The organism is Butyrivibrio sp. WCD2001 (assembly GCF_000424485.1).
Classification (GTDB): domain Bacteria; phylum Bacillota; class Clostridia; order Lachnospirales; family Lachnospiraceae; genus Butyrivibrio.
The window spans coordinates 211,170-230,535 of the sequence record NZ_AUJZ01000004.1; the positions used below are offsets into that span (position 1 = coordinate 211,170).

The following is a 19,366-nucleotide window of genomic DNA, read 5'->3' on the forward strand; positions in this document are numbered from 1 at the left end:
ATTCAGGTGACTGTTTGAAAGTCATTATTACTTTTTCTGTAAGAAATCCGGTATCTTAAGACTCTTAGCTTCTACAGAGCTTCTAACTTCAGGAGTACGATTAAGTCCTGATGAAGGTCTCTGAGTAGGCTGAGGAGTAACCGGTTTCTGTGGCGGTATTGTCTGAGCTGAACGAGCTGTCAGTGTATCAATCATGGGCTCGGGAGTAACCGGAACAGGCTGTACCTGCGGCTGAACCTGAACCTGAGGCTGTACCTGAACCTGGGGCTGAGGCTGTGCCTGAGCCTGCTGTGATGCAGCAGCTGCAGCCTGTGTTGCCTGAGCGGCTGCGGCTTTCTCAGCGTTACGATTAAGAGCTCTCTGCAATGCAGCAGCATTATTTGCTCTGTCATCAATACCTGTAGCAATAACAGTAATATTGCAGGTGTCTGCCATTGATTCGTCATACATAGCACCGAATATGATATTAACATCATCTCCTGCAAGATTTCTGATATAGTCTGATGCAGTTGAAGCATCCATAAGTGTGATATCACCGGATACATTGATGATAACATTGGAAGCTCCGTCAATCTTAGTCTCAAGAAGAGGAGACTCAACCGCCATCTTAACTGCGTCTGCAGCCTTATCATCGCCCTTACCGGAACCGATACCGATGTGTGCGATTCCCTTGTCCTTCATTACTGTCTGAACGTCAGCGAAGTCAAGGTTGATAACAGCGGGTACGTTGATCAGATCTGTGATTCCCTGAACTGCCTGCTGAAGAACTTCATCAGCCTTCTTCAGTGCATCGGGCATTGTTGTACGTCTGTCAACAATCTGAAGTAACTTATCGTTAGGAATAACGATAAGAGTATCTACGTTGTTCTTAATTGTGTTAATGCCGGCAAGTGCGTTCTGCATACGTACGCGAGCCTCAAAAGCAAAAGGCTTGGTAACTACACCGACAGTAAGAATACCCATATCCTTTGCAAGCTTAGCTACAACCGGAGCTGCACCTGTACCGGTACCGCCACCCATTCCGCAAGTAACGAAAACCATGTCAGCACCCTTAAGAGCTGCGGAAATCTCTTCCTGGCTCTCCTCAGCAGCTTTCTGACCGATTTCCGGCTTTGCTCCCGCACCAAGACCCTTGGTGAGCTTCTCACCGATCTGAAGCAGCTTGGGAGCTTTGCAAAGCTGCAAAGCCTGCTTATCTGTATTAATTCCGATGAATTCTACACCGGAAATATTTTCCTCTACCATTCTATTTACAGCGTTATTTCCTGCGCCACCAACCCCAACAACAATGATCTTGGCACCGGATTCAGCCTCATTTGACTTTAGTTCAAGCAAGATAGTGCTCCTCCTTCATAACCTAAAACTCCTACAAAGCATTTTATAATTATTTTATATAATTTACAACCTAGAATTTTAATTTTTCTGTTCAAATGTAATGTTCTGAGTATTTGAATCATATTCTGACATTTCCAGGATGCCGCTTTTTCCTTGGAGTTCCGGCAAAATGTATTGTAATTGTATCACTTTTTCATCTATGTTGTCATTAGTTCCGAGACTGACTTCCACTTCATCAAAATAAATATAAAGATGAAAATCACTGTCAAAAAATATTTTATCAGCCTTCAGATCATATTTATTTAATAATTGAGTGATATCAAGAACCTCTTTAAAAACGTTTTCATTTTCGACAGGCAGCTTTTCATGCAGAACAATATAGTCGAAACTAAGCCCCAGCACAAGAGGAACATCATCGGAGGGCTGTTCTGAGGTCTCCACCACTATTCCGTCCCTGTCAAAGAATATATATCTGTCGAGGTACTTCACATATCCCGCAATAGCCTTTTCGTAAACATTGATCCTTATCGTGTCGGGAGAGAGTATTTCCACGTCCATTTTCTCGATAAAAGGGACACCGGTTATCTCCTTGTCCCTGTATTTGAGCGATAAGTACATGGAATTTCTGTCGAGTTTGTCTGTCATGACCATGTTCATGATCTCTTCATCGGTATAATGCACATTCCCGTCAACATAGACATTTGTGATGGTGTAATTATGCGCAAAATACGAAAGTGCCGAAATTGCCGCAATCAGAACGATAAGTATTATCGCTCCAATTATAAAAAGGCTCTTATGCAGAAAAAACAGCTCCCCAAAGCTCATTCGAGGAGCATGTGTTCTTCTTCTTTTTACTCGTCTTCTCTTTCTTGCCATTTACATAAAGTCCTTAAACGTCTATATGTCTTGCAACATTAAACACGATTCCAATCTCTGTAAGCAGGAAAAGCACAGCGGTTCCACCGTAGCTGATGAAAGGAAGTGTGATTCCCGTATTGGGGATGGTATTGGTGACAACGGCTATATTCAGAATAACCTGGATAGAAATATGAGCCATAACTCCGATAACAAGAAGAGCTCCATACATATCCGGTGCATTCTGGGCAATAACCATCATTCTGTAAATAAGAATAACAAACATGAGCATAACTGCTATCGCACCGACAATTCCCAGCTCCTCACAAATGATTGAAAAAATCATGTCGTTCTGAGCCTCGGGAATAAATCCGAGTTTCTGCATACTCTCTCCGAGACCTTTTCCAAAAAGGCCGCCTGAGCCAATTGCATAGAGGGACTGAAGTGTCTGATAACCCTTATCGTTTACATATGCTTCAGGATCAAGCCATGCAAGAATACGGACGAAACGGAAGTTCATGCTGCTGTTAAAGCCTGCTTTTTTAACAAAGAAAACCACGCCGGCAGCTGCTCCGACCACCGATCCGGATATGGCAATAAAGCGCCTGTAGCCCGGAGTTGATATAAAGAGCATTGCAAAAGCGATACAGAAAATAATAATTGCGGAACTTAAGTTACTCGTAACCTTCCATACCAGGAAGCATACCGGAAGAGGCACGCAGAGCACTATCCAGAATGCCTTGGGATTGGTTATGTTCCTGCTAAGCTTACTGATAAATGTTGCCAGCGCAATGATCATCGCCAGCTTTGCAGCTTCTGCGGGCTGAACAGATACTCCGCCTATCTTAATCCATCTGGATGCCTTGTTAATCGTCATTCCCATAGGAGTTTTAACCAGAAGGACAAGCACTATAGATAACACATACGCTATAGATGCGAATTTTTTATATATCTGATACGGGATTCTCGATACCACTATCATCACACCAACTCCCAAAACAGTCGGTATAAGCTGATGCTTCAGGTAATATGCCGAATCGCCCTTTTTCAAAGTCGCTTCATACGAGCTGGTAGAATATAGCATAACAAGGCCAAATACCAGCAAGAAGAGCACAACAAAGACCATGCTGTAATCAACATAGACTTCTTTTTTTACTTTTTTCTTAGATACGGGTCTATCCATACCGCGAGTGGCAAACGCGCCAGACCTTGCTGTTCTTGTAGCTCCTGCCATTCTTGCAGCCTCCATATAAAATCCCCCTTTAAAACTTACAGATTATTCACATAATCCTTGAACTGTTGCCCTCTTACCTCATAGCTGGGGAACATATCCCAGCTCGCACAGGCGGGTGAAAGAAGCACAGCTTCTCCCGAAACAGCATTATCACTGCAATACTTAAGTGCTTCCTCGTAAGTCTCCATAAATACATAATCATTAAAACCATGCTTTTTTGCACAGTCTGCTATCTTCTGCTTGGTAACACCGATGAGAACGAGCTTTTTAACCTTGCCGTCAAAAGCCTCGATCCATTCATCGTACTCACTTCCCTTATCATATCCGCCGCCTATGAGATATGTAGGCTTGCACATAGCCTTTATTCCCTGGATTGCGGCATCGGGATTGGTTCCCTTCGAATCGTTGTAGTAATCAACGCCGTTTTTTGTGGCAACAAATTCGATACGGTGTTCAACCGCTTTGAACGAGCGGACAACGCCAAGTATTGTATCCATAGGAACTCCCATCGCAAGTCCCATTGCGATGGCAGCCATCACATTCTCATAATTGCAGGTTCCGACGAGGTTCATCTCGTGAACATTCATAACTTTCTCGGCCTTACCGTTTTCAGCGAGCATTATATCCTCTCCGTCAAGGAAAAAGCCTTCATCAAGCTTCCCCGATGATGAAAAGAACACCACCTTTGCAGGACATCTTTCGGCAAAAGCCCTGGTATACTCATTGTCATAATTGAGCACGCAGGTGTCGTCCTTAGTCTGATTATTTGTAATATTTTCTTTCATGGAGGCATAGCACTCCATGGTGTGATGTCTGTTCAAATGGTCCGGAGTAACGTTGAGAATCGCGGAAACCTTCGCATGAAAATTCTCCACAGCTTCAAGCTGAAAGCTGCTGATCTCTCCGATTGAAACCGTATCATCCGTCATCTCAAGAGCTCTCTCCGCATAGGAATAGCCAATATTTCCCACAACATATGTGGATGCAAAATGAGCCTTCATAATCTCGCCCACAAGGGTTGTTGTAGTAGTCTTACCGTTTGTTCCCGTTATGGCCACGAGACTTCCCTTGGCAAAATTGAAAGCGAGTTCTATCTCACTCCAGATAGGGAGTCCCGCCTCCTTAAGACGAAGAATAAGATCCGAATCAAGCGGAACTGCCGGGCTAGGAACAACAAGCACCAAATCCTTTATAACTTCATCAGAGAGTTCTCCGATAATTATCTCAGGTTCCGTTCCTTCATAGCCCGCAAGCTTTTCCTTTACAGCCTCCACGGTAACCTTTGTGTTTTCATCAAAAATTACAGGCTTTGCTCCTACTTTTCCAAGTAATTTCGCACTTCCTATTCCGGAAATGCCGGTTCCTATCACAAGTACATTTTTGCCGATTATATCTTTAGCCAACATAGTTATTCCTTCCAAATAATAAATCAGTCTCCCACAGAATCTTCAGTTTCAGGCGGGTTATAGTCCGGAAGTCCGTCACCGCTGATAGAATGACCATCCTCGGGATTAATCAGATCGCCTGTTTCCGGGTCAATATAATACCCCGTTTCCTCGTCTATTTCAAACGACTTCCATACAGGCTCAGTGTTTTCGGGAAGTTCATCCTCCGGAATCTTCTCCCAGATACTGTCTTCATCGAGATCTCCATCTTCGGCATCGCCACCGGAAACTTCATCGCCGGTGTTCTGCATAACAGGATTACCATTTTCATCCAGCACCGGATTACCGTCCTCATCCAAAAGAGGTGTTCCCTGCTCCGCGGTAACCGGATTGCCGTTCTCATCAAGAATCGGGTTACCATTCTCATCCACTGTGGCCTCTGTCTTCTCAGCAGCTGCCATCATAATTTCCTTCTCTCTCAAAGCATCAAGCTCAGCCTGCTCTTCTTCTGTCACAGGCTCAGTCATAGGTATGTTCAGGTAAGGAAGAGCCTCTGTAAGCACCTTTTTTACAACTCTTGTTGCAAACTTGGCATCAGCCTGATCCATTGCGTTAGGTCTGTCTACAACAACATAGATCGCAATCTTAGGATCATTAGCGGGAGCATATCCCATGAAAGATACTACGTACTGCTGATTCTTACGCGGAATAGTCTCCGCTGTACCTGTTTTACCACCTATCATATATCCTGCAGGTCTTGCAGTCTTACCGGTACCTTCTTCACCTGCAACAACCTGATTACAGAATTCTATAACCTTCTTTGAAGTCGACTCCGAGATAGTCTGTCTGAGTATCTTAGGCTCAATGCTCTTAATCGTAGCTCCCGAAGAGTTCTGGATTTTCTTTACAACATGGGGCTCATAAAAATTGCCGCCGTTTACCAGTGAACTGAACGCAGAGATCATCTCAATCATGTCCACGTTAAAGCCCTGTCCGAACGTGCCTGTTGCAAGCTCGGTGGAACCCATATCGTTTGCACTGTAGGTGAGTCCTTCCGTCCTGGCTTCTCCGGCAAGGTCTATATTGGTCTTAAGGCCAAAGCCAAAGCTTTTCTGGAATTTCGCGAAGGTATCGGCACCTATTGTCTGGCCGATTTTCATCATAGCAACGTTACAGGAAATCTCTATACCTCTTTCAACGGAAACCGCGCCATCACCGTACTTGTTATGGCAGTAAATCTCGTGTCCGCCGATATCCATTTTTCCGGTACATTCATATACTTCATTGCCTGTAATGCAGCCCGCTTCAAGTCCCGTTGCCACTGTAAAAGGCTTTGCGACCGAACCCGGCTCATAGGTATCAGATATACAGAAATTTCTCCAGAGAGCGTTGAGGTTCCACATTTTTTCATCTTCGCTCATGCCATCGAGCATCTCCTGCGTAATGTAAACTCCGGAATCATATATACTCTCGCCCGCTATTTTCAGACCTCTCTCATCTACCCTGGGCATTCCGATGAGATTGTCGGTATTTCTGGTATCGTTAAGATCAAATTTGGGATAGCTGGCCATCGCAAGGACATCACCATTATTGACATCCATGATCACACAACCGATATTGTTCGCGCCGTTTCCCTGGCGAAATGCATCCTTATAGGTATCATTGAATTCCTGAAGGTACTTCTCGACGATTGACTGAAGGTTACCGTCTATAGTTGTAACTATGCTGTTTCCGTCCGTCGGTGGGATTGTTGTTCTCTCAAGGTTCGAATCCTCGTCGAGGTAGCCGTAGGTACGTCCGTTACTGCCGCTTAAGACATCATTGTAATATTCCTCAAGTCCGAATACGCCGTTGTTGTCACTTGTTGTAAATCCGACAACATCGCATGCCATTGAGCCGTTAGGGTATTTTCTGATGTAGTTTTCCTCAAACCACACACCCTGTACATTTTCGTCGTAGGTTTCGCTGCCTATTGTAATAAGCCCCTGGAATTCGCTGATTTCATCATAGGTGCGCTGTTTTGACAGGACATAGTACTGCGACTCGGGGTTATCGGAAATATAGTTTCTGATTTCTCCCTCATCAAAACCAAAGCATCTCACAAGTGCACTGACCGTGGGATCCAGATACTTATTATCTTTTCCCGATAAAACAAGCTTGGCATCAAGAACAATGTTGTAAACCTTCTCACTGTATGCCAGCACTGTCCCGTTGGCATCAAGTATCTCACCGCGTCTGTAAGGTATTGTGCTGGAATCATACTTTTGCTGGGACAAAACCTGCTTTTCATATTCCTTACCGTTGTCCCTGTTTATGAGGATCAGTCTGATACTCAAACCAACAAAAGCTGTCAGTACTATTATGAACAGCACTAACAGCTTCTTTTTCATCCCTATTGTAAATTTTTGTGCTTTACTTCTTTTAGTTCTCATAACTTTTTTCAATTACCATCCGGTATAGGTGCAACCTGTCTTACATAATCATTGCCACTGCCACCGGAATAAGATACGATCTGACCATCAGTAGCATAGGTCATACCGTACTCCCCTATAGCGATTCGCTTTATCTTCTCCAAATCAAGACTGCTTACAGCCTTGTTATACGCCTCATCATTGTCCTGCTTCAAGGTATTGAGCTGTGCCTCCAAAGTGGACACTTCCTTAACACTTGAAGTTATTTCCGACTGAAGAGTTATATACCAAGTAAGTATAACCCCTGTAGCCAAAACTGCAAGTGACAAAAACAACAAATATCCAAGGCTCATGTGAGACGCGCGTTTCTTAGCCTCCTTGCGCTTAACCTCATGGAGCGGCATCTCTCTTCGAGTCTGTCTTCTTGGCTCATTCAGTTGTCTTGCGGTATTACCGTATACATATCTCTTTTCCATATATATTTCCTCGTTACTATACACCCTCATGATTCTATTTTTTCAAAAACTCTCAGCTTTGCACTGGCGCTTCTTGAGTTTTCTTCAAGTTCCTTTTCGGAAGGAATTATCGGTTTTCTTGTTATTACCTTTCCTTTTGATTTCTTGCCGCATACGCAGATCGGGATCTCTGGCGGGCATGTACAGGGATTTTCATTTTTCCTGAAGTTGTTCTTTACTATTCTGTCCTCAAGAGAGTGGAAGGTTATTACACAGATTCTTCCTCCGGGATTAAGAAAATCGATCATTCCGTCAAGAGAATTCTCCAGAACATCCAACTCTCTGTTACAGGCAATTCTCAGCGCCTGATAAGTTCTCTTTGAAGGATGCCCTCCCTTTTCTCTCATTCTTGCGGGAATTGCAGCCTTTATAATCTCATTGAGTTCAAAGGTTGTTTCTATAGGCTTTTCCGCTCTTCTCGCTACTATATGCTTTGCAATGTTCTTGGCAAATTTGTCTTCGCCGTAATTTCTTATAATATGAAATATTTCCATCTCGGAAAATTCATTCACTATTGTTCCCGCGGTCAGTTCCTGGCGTCTGTCCATCCTCATATCAAGAGGTGTGTCGAATCTGTAGGTAAAACCGCGCTCCTCGTTATCCAGCTGAAAGGATGAAACTCCGAGATCCAGGAGAATTCCGTCAACACCCTCTATCCCAAGGTCTCTTACTCTGCTTACCGCATTTTCATAGTTGTCACGAATAACGGTGATTCTGTCGCCAAAAGGTTCGAGGCGCTTTGTTGCCGCCTTAATTGCATCTTCGTCCTGGTCAATTCCAATGAGTTTTCCTTTATCAGAGAGTTTTTCGGCTATGTGTGAGGAATGTCCCGCACCGCCCAGTGTACCGTCAACGTATATGCCGTTAGGCTTTATATTCAGGTTTTCAATCACTTCATTTAGAAGCACTGAGTAATGCTTGAATTCCATATTGTTTTCTTTCCTTGTACCAGGCACATGACTTAGATGCTTAAGCCATATTCACTCATTTTCGCTGCTATGCTATCGATATCATCAAAGCTTGTTGCTTCTTCCCACTTCTCCTTGCTCCAGATTTCAACTCTATTGCCGACACCTGCAACAATTGCATCCTTTTCTATAGAAGCGTGGCTTAGCCAGTTTGCTTTAAGAAGTATTCTTCCCTGCTTATCAAGCTCGACATCATCTGCTCCTGCCATGAAGAATCTTCCAAGTTGTCTTGCACCGGGTATATCCATAGGCAGCGCCTTGAGTTTCTCCTCAAAGGCATCCCAACCTTCCTGATCAAACACAAAAAGACATCCATCAAAGCCCTTCGTTACCACAAACTGCTCTCCCAGCAGATCGCGAAACTTGGCCGGGATGATCAGTCGTCCTTTTGAATCGATTGAATGGCTGTATTCGCCTTTGTACGCCTTTCCCATAGTTTCTTCACCGGTAAGGTGGATTGTTCTGATTCGTCAACTTATTTTTTGTGATTGATTGTTTTTGGCAGGTCTATGTTATTATCCACCACAATCACCCACTCTGCACCACATTCCTCCACCTAAATGTATAATATACCTTTTTTCTTCATTTAACAACCTCTGTATGGCGGCTTTATCGCTGAATTTAGGCGCAAAAATGCCTCCCACCGTACGGTGGGAGGCTCGCCCATACAAGATATTGTGGTTTTAGTTTTCTGCTTAGCATATCTTGTCTGTATTGTTCTTTTCGAGTTATTTGGGAAATTTTTATTAAATATTAAATATTTTAGGGGTTCTGTGTTTTATATGTTTTCTTTTATTTCACAGACTCTTTCTGCGAGGGCTGTCTGTGTTTTTAGTTCTTTCATTCAAAACACAGACTCTAACCACTATAGCATTCTGTGTTTTGGGCTTTTCTTCTCAAAACACAGACCATCCCTACTATATCCATCTGTGTTTTCTTAATTTACAGCCTAAACACAGATTTCCCCTAAAAAAGCATCTATGTTTTGGCCATTTTGAATCAAAGCACAGATATCTTGCCAAAATGAGCCTCAATAAAATTCTCCACTATTCGTGAATTTAACGGTTGCTTTGAACTTTCATAAGTAACAAGCAAATTCCGCCCCAAAATTATTCCGTTATTCTCATATTCTCTGAACTTCTTCATATTATTTTCAAGATATTCGGGATTATCCAGCATCCCTAAATGCTCTAGAAAAATTTCCTCCCTAGTCCCCGGTTTTAGGATTGTAAAATCCGGATAACGCACCTGCCCATTACTCAGAATTATCGGGCACTCATACCTATACGGAATTCCTCTTGAAAACAATGCGTTGGCTATCATCTCCTCAGATTTGGATCGTACTCTTTCTCCTCTTACCGTCACATGATATGGCATTTCTTCATCAAATTTCTTGGGCACATACTCAAACTGTTGCCAATCATGGACATAATCATCATCAGGCATGTCTGCAAAATCGAGTTTTTGTTTTAATTCCGAAGGATATCCGGAAATAAGTCCGGGTATATTATCTGAATAGCCCCGTAAAAATGAATAAATCCTCTTCTGCTCCTTCTCAGCTTCACTAACAAATTTCAAATCATATCTCTTTTGCGCAAGTTCGCTAACCAGGTCAGAATCTTCTCTTTTAATATATTCACTCTTCCTATGCCCCTTTATCCCAAGATAGTAGTGGCTCTTCCCTCCCGTTGTAGCTATTCTAAGACTGCCTTCCGGCGCATTTGCTATACGTTTTTTTCTCTTATTCACCTCTCTCTTTAATAACGCTTCTCTTTCCTGTAATTGTGATAAAAAATCATACTTTGGGAATATAACAGTTCTCCTCCTTTCCCTATATAAAAATTATGAAAACAAAAATGGAAAAAACAATATGACGAATTCATATTGAAGAAATGGAAAAAATAATAGTAGATATTGAAACACATATAGAAGTATCTGTCAACCTCGCCACTTACTCATGGCATTGTCTCTTAACCCAAAATCATTTAAGATATAACATGCTGTAATGCAAATTTACCAAAAGGATTTTAAAAAAATGAGTCACAATACTTCACTTGAATTTTTAAATATGATAAAAAACCCTTCTGCTAATGCATCGAATAAACGAGGTTCAGGAACATCCAGCAGAAGTACCGCAGTAAATAACATAGCAAAAGGCGCACTAAAAAGCGCCTCCGCTCCGGTTCCAAAAGAAGTTCCCAAAGAAGCTCCCAACTCACTTAGCACTATCGCTGTAATAGACACCGAAACCAATTGGTATAACGAGGTAATGTCTATCGGTATCGCACTTGCGGATGCGAGTACTTTTAAGTGTGTTGGTGCGAAGTATTATATTATTGATCCCGAATACAGAAAAGGCGGGATGTATTCAAGCGTTCTGAATATTGCGAAAAGCATTCCGAAGGCAGTAGCCTCCAGAGAGGCGGCAATGGCTGACATCAGCAATTACCTGAGGGGAAACGGTGTTGGTAGTTTATACGCTTACAATGCTAAATTTGACTACGGTCATTTGGAAGAGCTCTCGGACTTCGATTGGTTCGATATCATGAGACTGGCTGCATATAAGCAGTTCAACAGCTTCATTCCGGCCAGTGCCGCTTTATGTAAAAGCGGCCGCCTGAAAAGTGGATATTCCGTTGAAAATATATTGAGAATGATCAGTGGAAATGCAAGTTACTGCGAAACTCATAACGCAGTAATAGATGCAATGGATGAGCTGAGAATTATGGAATTGCTGGGACATGATCTGGATGCGTACGGCGTAGCTAAATTGTAAAAAATTAAGCCTCCCCCGATTAAAGCCTCCCCCCTTTGGGGGAAGGTGGCACGAAGTGCCGGATGAGGGGAAGGCTTTGTTTAAATATCAAGTTCCGGCGGCTCATCTAAATGTTCTGAAACATATTTGCCGTCTTTTTTTCTCTGCTTCACACATTCCGTGAGAAGATATTCAATCTGTCCGTTTACCGAGCGGAAGTCATCCTCTGCCCAGGCAGCGATGGCATCGTACAACTTGGCACTCAGGCGAAGCGGGACCTGCTTTTTCTCTGCCATTAATACAGACTTCCTGAGTTAACAACAGGCTGTGCGTCATGGTTTCCGCAAAGAACTACGAGAAGATTGGATACCATAGCTGCCTTTCTCTCCTCATCAAGTTCAACCAGCTCTTTTTCATTAAGTCTCTCAAGAGCAAGTTCAACCATTCCAACCGCGCCGTCAACAATGAGCTTTCTGGCATCCACTACTGCTGCTGCCTGCTGTCTCTGAAGCATTGCAGCTGCAATCTCGGGAGCATAAGCAAGATAGGTAATTCTTGCATCAACTATCTCGATTCCGGCATCGGCAACTTTTACCTGAATCTCATCTCTGATACGTCGTGCAACAAGTTCCGTGGACCCGCGAAGACTTCCGTCATCAGCCAGTCCGTCACCGGTGGTATCAACATTTTCGGTGATGTCATAAGGATAAAGCTTAACCACATTTCTTACAGCCGTATCACTCTGAAGTGAGAGATATTCCTTGAAGTTATCAACAGCAAATACTGCTTTTGCAGTATCAGTCACCTTCCACATAACAGCAACCGCAACCTCAACAGGATTACCGAGAAGATCGTTGACCTTCTGTCTGGAATTGCTGAGAGTCATAACCTTAAGTGATATCTTCTTTGATGATCCTGCTCCTGTGAGCTGCATTTCACCGCTGTTGATAGTTATACCTGCAATCTTCTTATTATCAGCGATATCTCCGCTCTGACCAAGCTTTGTATCAGCAGCAGGATTGAAAGCTGTGCAGAAAGGATTTACAAAGTAGAATCCATCCTCTTTAAGTGTTCCGACATATTTTCCAAAAAGCGTGAGCACCAGCGCTTCACCGGGCTTAATAACCTTAAGTCCAAGATAAGGGAACCAGCCGATTGATATGTAAATTATGCTTATAATAAAAATCAAAAGATTAGCGCCTTCTCCTAATGCGGCAGTTATGTATACCGATGCGCCGTCAAGTCCCATTGCGGAAAACACAAGCACCACAATAGCAAGTAAATACAGTACTGTAACTGTTATCATTACTGCCATTCCATTTTTATGTCCGGTTATAACTTTTTCTTTTACATTTTCATTCATAATATTCACCTCCTGAATTATTCTGTCCTTGTTGAAAAGTATCTTGATTTAAATATTAGTATTGCAATGATAATTATTGGCAGTCCGGCCAAAACACCATTTGGTGCAGGTCCTAAAAGCCTGTAGTTGCCGGTATCCGGCACACATAACGCTATCGGAATAGTTGCTGCGGCATTTATTGATCCGTGGAAAATTGCAGGAAACCAAATACATCCGCTCTTTTCATAAACCATGTCACACAAAATTCCAAGTGTAATTGTGAATATGCAAAATACCAGCATTCCTGTAACAGGGAATCCGAAATAGCTGGGGCCGTATTCATATCCGATGAAGCCTATGAGAGGCCAGTGCCACATGCCCCAAATTATACCGCCGATGATGATGCCCTTTGTTCTACCGTATTTCTCCTTGAGAACCGGATTCATATATCCTCTCCAGCCTACTTCCTCACCGATTGCTGCAAGCATATTTAAAAGCGGCGCATAAAATGCGGAAGCGACAGATGTGATCAGCATATAAGTTGAATAGGTAAGTCCCTGTGCTTCGAGCGTCTTCATCGCAGCTTCTCCGGCTTCTCCTGACGCAGCCATTACGTACTGCCCTGTCAGATCAAGGTGCTTTTGAAAAATTGCAAAGTATAAAACCGCGCCTATCAGAGTGAGAATATATGGTCCAAACCATGAAAAAAGCAGTGTTCCTATATTCCCTTTAAATTTTGGCTTCCAGCCCATCCCTCTGAGCTTAACTCCGGAAATCAGGACTGCAAGCAGCGGTACATACATCATAACCGACATAAGAAGCTGTCCCGGCAGTACTCCACCGTTTTGATAGAGCATCCATATTGCAACCTGCATCACCCAGGCAATGATAAATACCCATCGAAGGTATTTAAATAATGTCTTGTTGTCATACTGAGTAGTTTCCATAACATACCTCCATTTATTGTTTCCGACGAACCGGAATCAAAACCGTTCATCTATCTGATATCATTATGATATCATTAATACATCAAAAGTCAACACATCTATCTTCCCAATTTGGCAAAATAAAAAGAGGCGCAATCACGCCTCTTTCGCTGTACAACTCATACCTTTTATACATTGAATCTAAATAGTATTACATCTCCGTCCTGAACGACGTATTCTTTTCCTTCCATTCTTACAAGGCCCTTCTCTCTTGCTGCTGCAAGTGAGCCTTCACGAAGAAGATCCTCGTAATTTATAACTTCAGCCTTGATGAAACCTCTCTCAAAGTCTGTGTGGATCTTACCTGCTGCCTGAGGAGCCTTGGTTCCGATTTTGATGGTCCAGGCTCTGGTCTCATCCTCACCGGAAGTAAGGAAGCTCATAAGACCAAGAGTTCTGTAGCTTGCTGCGATAAGCTTATCAAGACCGGACTCGGAAAGTCCCATACTCTCAAGGAACTCAGCCTTCTCATCAGCCTCAAGCTCTGAAATCTCAGCTTCAATCTGAGCACTGATCACAAAAACTTCACTACCGGACTTTGCCGCAAGCTCGCGAACTGCTGCTACATATTTATTGGAAGCGCCGTCGTCAGCAAGATCATCCTCAAGAACGTTAGCTGCATAGATTACCGGTTTCCAGGTAAGAAGGTCGTAGGTATTCATAAGTGCCTTCTCATCCTCATCATCAAGCTCGAGCTCTCTTGCCATCTTGCCGCCCTCGAGAACTTCCTTAATTTTATTAAGAAGCTCAAGTTCCTTGGCTGCTGTCTTATCCATTCTTGCTGCCTTGGTAGTCTTGGCAATTCTTCTCTCCAAAACCTCGAGATCAGCGAAAACAAGCTCTAAGTTGATTGTCTCAATATCTCTTGCAGGATCAACCGAACCGTCAACATGAACCACATTGGGATCATCGAAGCATCTTACGACATGCACAATTGCATCTGTCTCACGAATGTTTGCAAGGAACTGGTTTCCAAGGCCCTCGCCCTTAGATGCGCCTTTTACAAGACCTGCTATATCAACGAACTCGATTGTAGCAGGTGTTACCTTCTTGGAATTATAAAGGTCACCGAGGAGCTGCAATCTCTTATCCGGTACAGCAACGATTCCCACATTAGGATCAATTGTTGCGAAAGGATAGTTCGCTGCAAGCGCTCCTGCATTTGTAAGTGAATTAAAAAGGGTACTCTTTCCGACGTTCGGGAGCCCGACGATGCCTAGTTTCATGGTGATTTATCTCCTTTAAAACAATAATATACATAATAATAGCCCTAACACGGCGAATATATATTACCATGTCAGGACCATTTTGTAAAAAATATGTTGGGGAGTCAGGGGGGAGTCAAAAGAACCGTCCCCTTGACTCTTACTGTATATTTGTTTTAAGACTAGCGCCAAATGCTTCGATTGTCTCTTCACTATCTTTACCTGATATAGTTTTACCAATAGCCTTTTCAATTGATGACAGCAATATCTTCGCTCTATTAATAATGTGATTATCGAAATCATCAGACCTCATACAATCTACATCAATCCAGTGAGTTCTCATATAATCATCTAACGCATTTGCAGACGCTTTTCCCTTGCTTTCAATTTTTGAAAGATACTGAGAAGGAGCAATGCCACCTATCTCTCTATTAGTAGACCAAGTAATTGGTGTCTTATTAACTACAGAGTTCCACTTCTCCCTTGGATAGCCCTGCTTTTCGCAGTAATCTTTAGGGAAGATATGATGAATATCTATACTCTCCGCCTTATAAAGCGTAAAGTCCATTTCCTCACCACTAATGAAATCTTTACAGTGATTCTTATAGATTAAAGCCATTATGCCTTTATAAGCCGCACTCTGGCGAGACTGCAACGACAATAATCTTGTAGGGTTAAAATATGCTTCCTGAACTGTTTTAGGGGAGCTATTATCATCCTTAATCCAGTCCATCACACCCACAACATCATTAACATATCTAGTCTCATTAGCACCGCCGTATAATTCACCAAACACGCCACACCAATACCATTTTTTGATTTTATCCTTAACACTTGTAGTCTTGATTTGGTTACCATCAGCCAATAATGTACAAAGCACTGCAAGTGGAATAAGCTGTGTAGTATATGGTAAATCTCTGCTTGAGAAAATCCTTTCTTCCTGTAAAATCTTTTCAGCCATTTCAAAACCACTTGTAAGATCAGCTGCATACTTCTTGAATTCATCCAATGTGAGGTTCAATACATCTTTCTTTTTACAGCTGACCGTACCGCCTTTTTTGAATGTCGAAAGCAACGTACATGCCTGAAGGAAATCTGTAGCAGTAAGTATATTTAGCAAATCACCACTGAAGTGAGCACTCTTACGCTCTTCCCAATCTTTCCTCAACTCAAAATCATCCATAGCAAAGATTGCTGTGATCAATTCAAATACTGTAAGTGAAACACCACCCGTATTTACATTTTCAAACACCTGACACACAGCTTCTTTAGGTGTATCTTTCTCAAGACAGATGACAGGCATCTTATATTTCATGGTCTTCATAACAACATCTTGGAAGAATGTTGTGAACTGCTGGATAATATCCTTATCATAGTCATACTTCTCATAATAATGATTCTGCCATTCAGAAGCCTTAGCATAATCAAGTATGATATTTAGTGGAAACAGCTTATTCTCATACTCTTTGTCAGGAGAAGATAAATCCAAATCAATATCACGACCAAAGTTTGATGTAACCAAGCGAGTCTCTGGAACAGAAATGATAGCATCAAGTCTATCTGTTTCTTTATCAACTGCCCTTGCGATATCAATATAATAAAAGCGTTTTATTGCTTTCCCTTTGTCAGTTGTCGTATTTACTGGCTTTGAGCTATACAACGCAGAATACAAAGATGTCAAACGCTGCTGTCCATCAAGAATCAGTTCTTCAGGAGCCTTTTCATCTACAACCGCTCCTTCTATCGGTCTGTATTTGAAATGAATGTCATCGTTACCATATTCAAGGAACATGGCAGCTCCTACAGGAAAGTTACTTGTAACACTTGCTATAAGCGCCTTAATCCTGTTGTCATCCCAAACCCATCCTCTCTGAAAGTCAGGTAGTTGTGCTTTTCCAGCATCAACATCTTTCATTAATTCTGTTATTTCCCTGTCATTTGTATGCATAATAATCCCTTTCGATAATCAAAAATGAATCCTACCATTGATTAATAATGGCAACAGGAAATCATGAAGTTCAGTCAAACTTCTATTTTCCTTTCTTGCTTTTTCTATCCTTGAATATGTTGGAAGCATCATTTCTGAAAATTTTATAGCAATTTCTTCATTGAAAACTATCTTTGAATTTGCAATAGCTTGAGTATTAACTACACCCTGTACAGACCCGCTCACCGCCTGTTTAATCTGCTTTTGTACCATATCTGAATTTAAAAGTTCGTTCACGTAAACATATGTATTGTTCTTTTTAGGAACAATTATTACCACATAGCCCCTTTAATATCTTCTGAAAAATTCTCTATCCAAAATACAGAATACATATTTTCTTTCTGAAAAGTTACCCCGTCCAACTCTCTCATTTTTTCTCCCTCAAAAGCTAAATGATTAGTAATAACTATACAGATTACATTATATTCCTTTATCAGAATAACATCAAAAAACCTGTGTTACCTGTCAGATGAGTTCCACATTATTTAAATACTCGTCAAACGTTTCTCGTTTTATCAATATTTTTCTTCCTACCTGAAATGAGATTTTGCATCAAAGTGCCCTTACATAATTCCCTTATTCTGTTTATTCCAATATTCGAATACTCAAAAGCTTCTTCAACAGTCATTGAAGATTTTGTGGCAAATTGGTAACCCAGGCGAATCCGACTTTTGCTGCCCTATGTAAAAAATCTGTGAAGTCTATGAAATTTCCCAAAGTCATATTGACTTAAATATGATTTATGATAATCTTAACTTAGCAGTGAACCCTACTGTGAGTGGGAGCTATAAAAGCAGTGAACCCTACTGTGAGTGGGAGCTATTAAAGCGGTGAATCCTACCGTTAAGTGGAAGCGAATGAGGGCTGCACTTGTTGCAGCCTTCTTATATTTTGGAGGAATATGAATCAAGAAAAGCTTTATCTTTACACCATGGATATGAAATATGTCCGTAATCTCCATTCTGCCGATGACAGAGTACAATCAGTTTCACCACAGATTCATAAAAGCAACCGACCATTTGTTGGTGTTGTAGTAATATGTGGTGAACATCAATACTGTATCCCTTTAGATCATCCCAAGCCAAAGCACCTCACTATGAAAAACGATATTGATTTTACAAGGATTTTTCATGACGAAAAACTTATCGGCGTTATGAACTTCAATAATATGATTCCAGTCGATAGTACCTTAGTCAAGAAAATGAATATAAAAATCAACAAGAACGATTCCCCTGAAACAAAAGCCTATAAAAACCTTTGCGCCAACGAACTTGATTGGGTTCAAAAGAATCAAGATGCAATCATCAAAAAGGCTAATAAGCTATATCAAATGATAAATTCTGACAAAGCCAATAACAATATCCGCAAAAGATGTTTAGACTTTAAAAAACTTGAGGATGTTTTGGCAAAATGGCAGGCAAATAAAAAGAAATGAGTGTTTTGCAGAGTAAGTTTTTACTCTGCCATATTTGTCATATCTCAACAGCATCATATAATTTCTCGTCTTTAAGAGACATCATTCCCTTGTTTCTTTCAGCTGAAACCACTTCTATGGCAAGTTTATCCTTCATCATGTCATAGTTACTAATAGCATCCAGGTTAAAATCAGGCTTGTTGCTAAGAGCATTCTCTGCTACCTCCGCAGCACCGTTCACAACTCTGTCAAAGTCCTTTCCATCCTCATACTCCTTATAAAGATTTGTAATATTGAGATTCACTCCGATAATGCTATCCTTCCTATGAATTGAATAATGGTTGTGTCCGGTTTTGGACGAAGAAAAAGAGCAATTGTTCTGTTTCAAGAACAACTGCCCTTTATGTAAATCAATATTCAATTATTCTGCGTGATGATGTCCGGTTAACAGTTCATACACCAGCGCTACACCAGGCTTACACCAATTGTCATTTTCTAATGTGAATTTATGTAGCGAAACGTGTAATTATAGTTTCCAAACAATCGCGAAATAACGGTTCACGTGACCTTATGTAACTAAACGTGATAAAGGAGAAGTCTTTCGATTCCTAGTTTCATTTTTTATCTCCTTTTTCCCTTATTTGAGGGATTTCTTAACATTATTACTATAAAATCTACACCATTTTACACCAGAAATGATAAGTTTTGATTTTTTTTACTTCCCAATTTTTTTGTAAAAAATAATTAAGGCTTGTTTAACGGATCTTTACATAATTCCCTTATTCTGTTTATTCCTATATTGGAATACTCAGAAGCTTCTTCTACTGTCATTGATGTCTTATGCCAAATCGGTACATTCAATGTGTCAGGCTTCGACCGTTCTTTTTTATCTACTCTTTCTATATTATCGAGTCCCAGCTGTATACGTATTGTCTTATTGATTCTTGTCTTCATGAAGTCATCATGAATACTAT

20 protein-coding genes are annotated in these 19,366 nt (G+C 41.5%); 2 read left to right on the forward strand and 18 right to left on the reverse strand.

All coding sequences use genetic code 11. The features are described from left to right. Positions 1 to 27: 27 nt before the first annotated feature. The 9 genes from ftsZ to G630_RS20620 form a co-directional block, all read right to left on the reverse strand. Positions 28 to 1,335: a cell division protein FtsZ gene (gene ftsZ / locus G630_RS0104065; protein ID WP_026497832.1), complete on the reverse strand. Its 1,308-nt coding sequence runs from the start codon at positions 1,333 to 1,335 to the stop codon at positions 28 to 30. A 78-nt stretch (positions 1,336 to 1,413) separates the two neighbouring features. Beyond that, positions 1,414 to 2,211 (reverse strand): cell division protein FtsQ/DivIB, encoded by a 798-nt coding sequence (locus G630_RS0104070; RefSeq protein ID WP_022761679.1) that lies wholly within the window; start codon positions 2,209 to 2,211, stop codon positions 1,414 to 1,416. A gap of 13 nt (positions 2,212 to 2,224) precedes the next feature. Continuing rightward, entirely contained in the window at positions 2,225 to 3,424 is a 1,200-nt protein-coding gene (locus G630_RS0104075; protein WP_081646720.1) for a peptidoglycan glycosyltransferase FtsW, read from the reverse strand. 35 nt (positions 3,425 to 3,459) lie between these two features. Then, entirely contained in the window at positions 3,460 to 4,830 is a 1,371-nt protein-coding gene (murD, locus tag G630_RS0104080; protein ID WP_022761681.1) for a UDP-N-acetylmuramoyl-L-alanine--D-glutamate ligase, read from the reverse strand. 23 nt (positions 4,831 to 4,853) lie between these two features. Next, positions 4,854 to 7,199, reverse strand: coding sequence for a peptidoglycan D,D-transpeptidase FtsI family protein (locus tag G630_RS0104085; protein WP_242829897.1), 2,346 nt, complete (start codon positions 7,197 to 7,199; stop codon positions 4,854 to 4,856). A gap of 50 nt (positions 7,200 to 7,249) precedes the next feature. Further along, a complete protein-coding gene (locus G630_RS20615; RefSeq protein WP_044958659.1) occupies positions 7,250 to 7,696 on the reverse strand; it encodes a cell division protein FtsL in 447 nt (148 codons plus the stop codon). 26 nt (positions 7,697 to 7,722) lie between these two features. Continuing rightward, on the reverse strand, positions 7,723 to 8,664 hold the full coding sequence (gene rsmH, locus G630_RS0104095; RefSeq protein ID WP_026497835.1) for a 16S rRNA (cytosine(1402)-N(4))-methyltransferase RsmH: 942 nt from the start codon (positions 8,662 to 8,664) through the stop codon (positions 7,723 to 7,725). Positions 8,665 to 8,696: 32 nt separating this feature from the next. Next, a complete protein-coding gene (mraZ, locus tag G630_RS0104100; RefSeq protein ID WP_026497836.1) occupies positions 8,697 to 9,137 on the reverse strand; it encodes a division/cell wall cluster transcriptional repressor MraZ in 441 nt (146 codons plus the stop codon). A 565-nt stretch (positions 9,138 to 9,702) separates the two neighbouring features. Further along, positions 9,703 to 10,452 carry a hypothetical protein gene (locus G630_RS20620; protein ID WP_022761686.1) on the reverse strand — a complete coding sequence of 250 codons (750 nt, stop codon included), beginning with the start codon at positions 10,450 to 10,452 and terminating at the stop codon, positions 9,703 to 9,705. 286 nt (positions 10,453 to 10,738) lie between these two features. Between G630_RS20620 and G630_RS0104110 the strand changes: the two genes are divergently transcribed. After that, entirely contained in the window at positions 10,739 to 11,479 is a 741-nt protein-coding gene (locus G630_RS0104110) for a hypothetical protein (protein WP_242829898.1), read from the forward strand. Positions 11,480 to 11,559: 80 nt separating this feature from the next. On the opposite strand, the gene G630_RS0104115 is transcribed toward G630_RS0104110, so the two are convergent. From G630_RS0104115 to G630_RS25935, 7 genes are all read right to left on the reverse strand, one after another. Further along, positions 11,560 to 11,754 carry a PTS ascorbate transporter subunit IIC gene (locus G630_RS0104115; protein WP_022761688.1) on the reverse strand — a complete coding sequence of 65 codons (195 nt, stop codon included), beginning with the start codon at positions 11,752 to 11,754 and terminating at the stop codon, positions 11,560 to 11,562. Further along, the gene (locus G630_RS0104120) at positions 11,754 to 12,821 is read right to left on the reverse strand and encodes an SPFH domain-containing protein (RefSeq protein WP_044958661.1); all 1,068 of its coding nucleotides are present in this window, start codon (positions 12,819 to 12,821) and stop codon (positions 11,754 to 11,756) included. Before G630_RS0104120 ends, G630_RS0104115 begins: the two co-directional genes overlap by 1 nt. A gap of 17 nt (positions 12,822 to 12,838) precedes the next feature. Continuing rightward, entirely contained in the window at positions 12,839 to 13,747 is a 909-nt protein-coding gene (locus G630_RS0104125) for a CPBP family intramembrane glutamic endopeptidase (RefSeq protein WP_026497839.1), read from the reverse strand. 167 nt (positions 13,748 to 13,914) lie between these two features. Continuing rightward, positions 13,915 to 15,012: a redox-regulated ATPase YchF gene (ychF, locus tag G630_RS0104130; RefSeq protein ID WP_026497840.1), complete on the reverse strand. Its 1,098-nt coding sequence runs from the start codon at positions 15,010 to 15,012 to the stop codon at positions 13,915 to 13,917. 139 nt (positions 15,013 to 15,151) lie between these two features. After that, positions 15,152 to 16,939 (reverse strand): GmrSD restriction endonuclease domain-containing protein, encoded by a 1,788-nt coding sequence (locus G630_RS0104135; RefSeq protein WP_026497841.1) that lies wholly within the window; start codon positions 16,937 to 16,939, stop codon positions 15,152 to 15,154. An 18-nt stretch (positions 16,940 to 16,957) separates the two neighbouring features. Next, positions 16,958 to 17,257, reverse strand: coding sequence for a hypothetical protein (locus tag G630_RS0104140; protein ID WP_026497842.1), 300 nt, complete (start codon positions 17,255 to 17,257; stop codon positions 16,958 to 16,960). Between the two features lie 217 nt (positions 17,258 to 17,474). Next, a complete protein-coding gene (locus tag G630_RS25935; RefSeq protein ID WP_442855936.1) occupies positions 17,475 to 17,642 on the reverse strand; it encodes an excisionase in 168 nt (55 codons plus the stop codon). A 237-nt stretch (positions 17,643 to 17,879) separates the two neighbouring features. Here G630_RS25935 and G630_RS0104150 point away from each other — a divergent pair, with 237 nt between their 5' ends. Next, complete coding sequence (locus tag G630_RS0104150) at positions 17,880 to 18,413, forward strand: type III toxin-antitoxin system ToxN/AbiQ family toxin (protein WP_026497843.1); 534 nt, start codon at positions 17,880 to 17,882, stop codon at positions 18,411 to 18,413. A gap of 37 nt (positions 18,414 to 18,450) precedes the next feature. Here the strand turns inward: G630_RS0104150 and G630_RS0104155 are convergent, their stop codons facing one another. Beyond that, a complete protein-coding gene (locus G630_RS0104155; RefSeq protein ID WP_155831928.1) occupies positions 18,451 to 18,780 on the reverse strand; it encodes a DUF5688 family protein in 330 nt (109 codons plus the stop codon). Between the two features lie 356 nt (positions 18,781 to 19,136). Next, the gene (locus G630_RS20625; RefSeq protein WP_044958664.1) at positions 19,137 to 19,346 is read right to left on the reverse strand and encodes an excisionase; all 210 of its coding nucleotides are present in this window, start codon (positions 19,344 to 19,346) and stop codon (positions 19,137 to 19,139) included. Between the last annotated feature and the right edge of the window lie 20 nt (positions 19,347 to 19,366).

Coding starts and splice junctions, on each gene's coding strand:
- G630_RS0104070 (WP_022761679.1), bottom strand. CDS start 2,211: ATGGCAAGAAAGAGAAGACGAGTAAAAAGAAGAAGAACACATGCTCCT.
- G630_RS0104075 (WP_081646720.1), bottom strand. CDS start 3,424: ATGGCAGGAGCTACAAGAACAGCAAGGTCTGGCGCGTTTGCCACTCGC.
- murD (WP_022761681.1), bottom strand. CDS start 4,830: ATGTTGGCTAAAGATATAATCGGCAAAAATGTACTTGTGATAGGAACC.
- G630_RS0104085 (WP_242829897.1), bottom strand. CDS start 7,199: ATGAAAAAGAAGCTGTTAGTGCTGTTCATAATAGTACTGACAGCTTTT.
- G630_RS20615 (WP_044958659.1), bottom strand. CDS start 7,696: ATGGAAAAGAGATATGTATACGGTAATACCGCAAGACAACTGAATGAG.
- rsmH (WP_026497835.1), bottom strand. CDS start 8,664: ATGGAATTCAAGCATTACTCAGTGCTTCTAAATGAAGTGATTGAAAAC.
- mraZ (WP_026497836.1), bottom strand. CDS start 9,137: ATGGGAAAGGCGTACAAAGGCGAATACAGCCATTCAATCGATTCAAAA.
- G630_RS0104110 (WP_242829898.1), top strand. CDS start 10,739: ATGAGTCACAATACTTCACTTGAATTTTTAAATATGATAAAAAACCCT.
- G630_RS0104115 (WP_022761688.1), bottom strand. CDS start 11,754: ATGGCAGAGAAAAAGCAGGTCCCGCTTCGCCTGAGTGCCAAGTTGTAC.
- G630_RS0104120 (WP_044958661.1), bottom strand. CDS start 12,821: ATGAATGAAAATGTAAAAGAAAAAGTTATAACCGGACATAAAAATGGA.
- G630_RS0104125 (WP_026497839.1), bottom strand. CDS start 13,747: ATGGAAACTACTCAGTATGACAACAAGACATTATTTAAATACCTTCGA.
- ychF (WP_026497840.1), bottom strand. CDS start 15,012: ATGAAACTAGGCATCGTCGGGCTCCCGAACGTCGGAAAGAGTACCCTT.
- G630_RS0104135 (WP_026497841.1), bottom strand. CDS start 16,939: ATGCATACAAATGACAGGGAAATAACAGAATTAATGAAAGATGTTGAT.
- G630_RS0104150 (WP_026497843.1), top strand. CDS start 17,880: ATGAATCAAGAAAAGCTTTATCTTTACACCATGGATATGAAATATGTC.
- G630_RS20625 (WP_044958664.1), bottom strand. CDS start 19,346: ATGAAGACAAGAATCAATAAGACAATACGTATACAGCTGGGACTCGAT.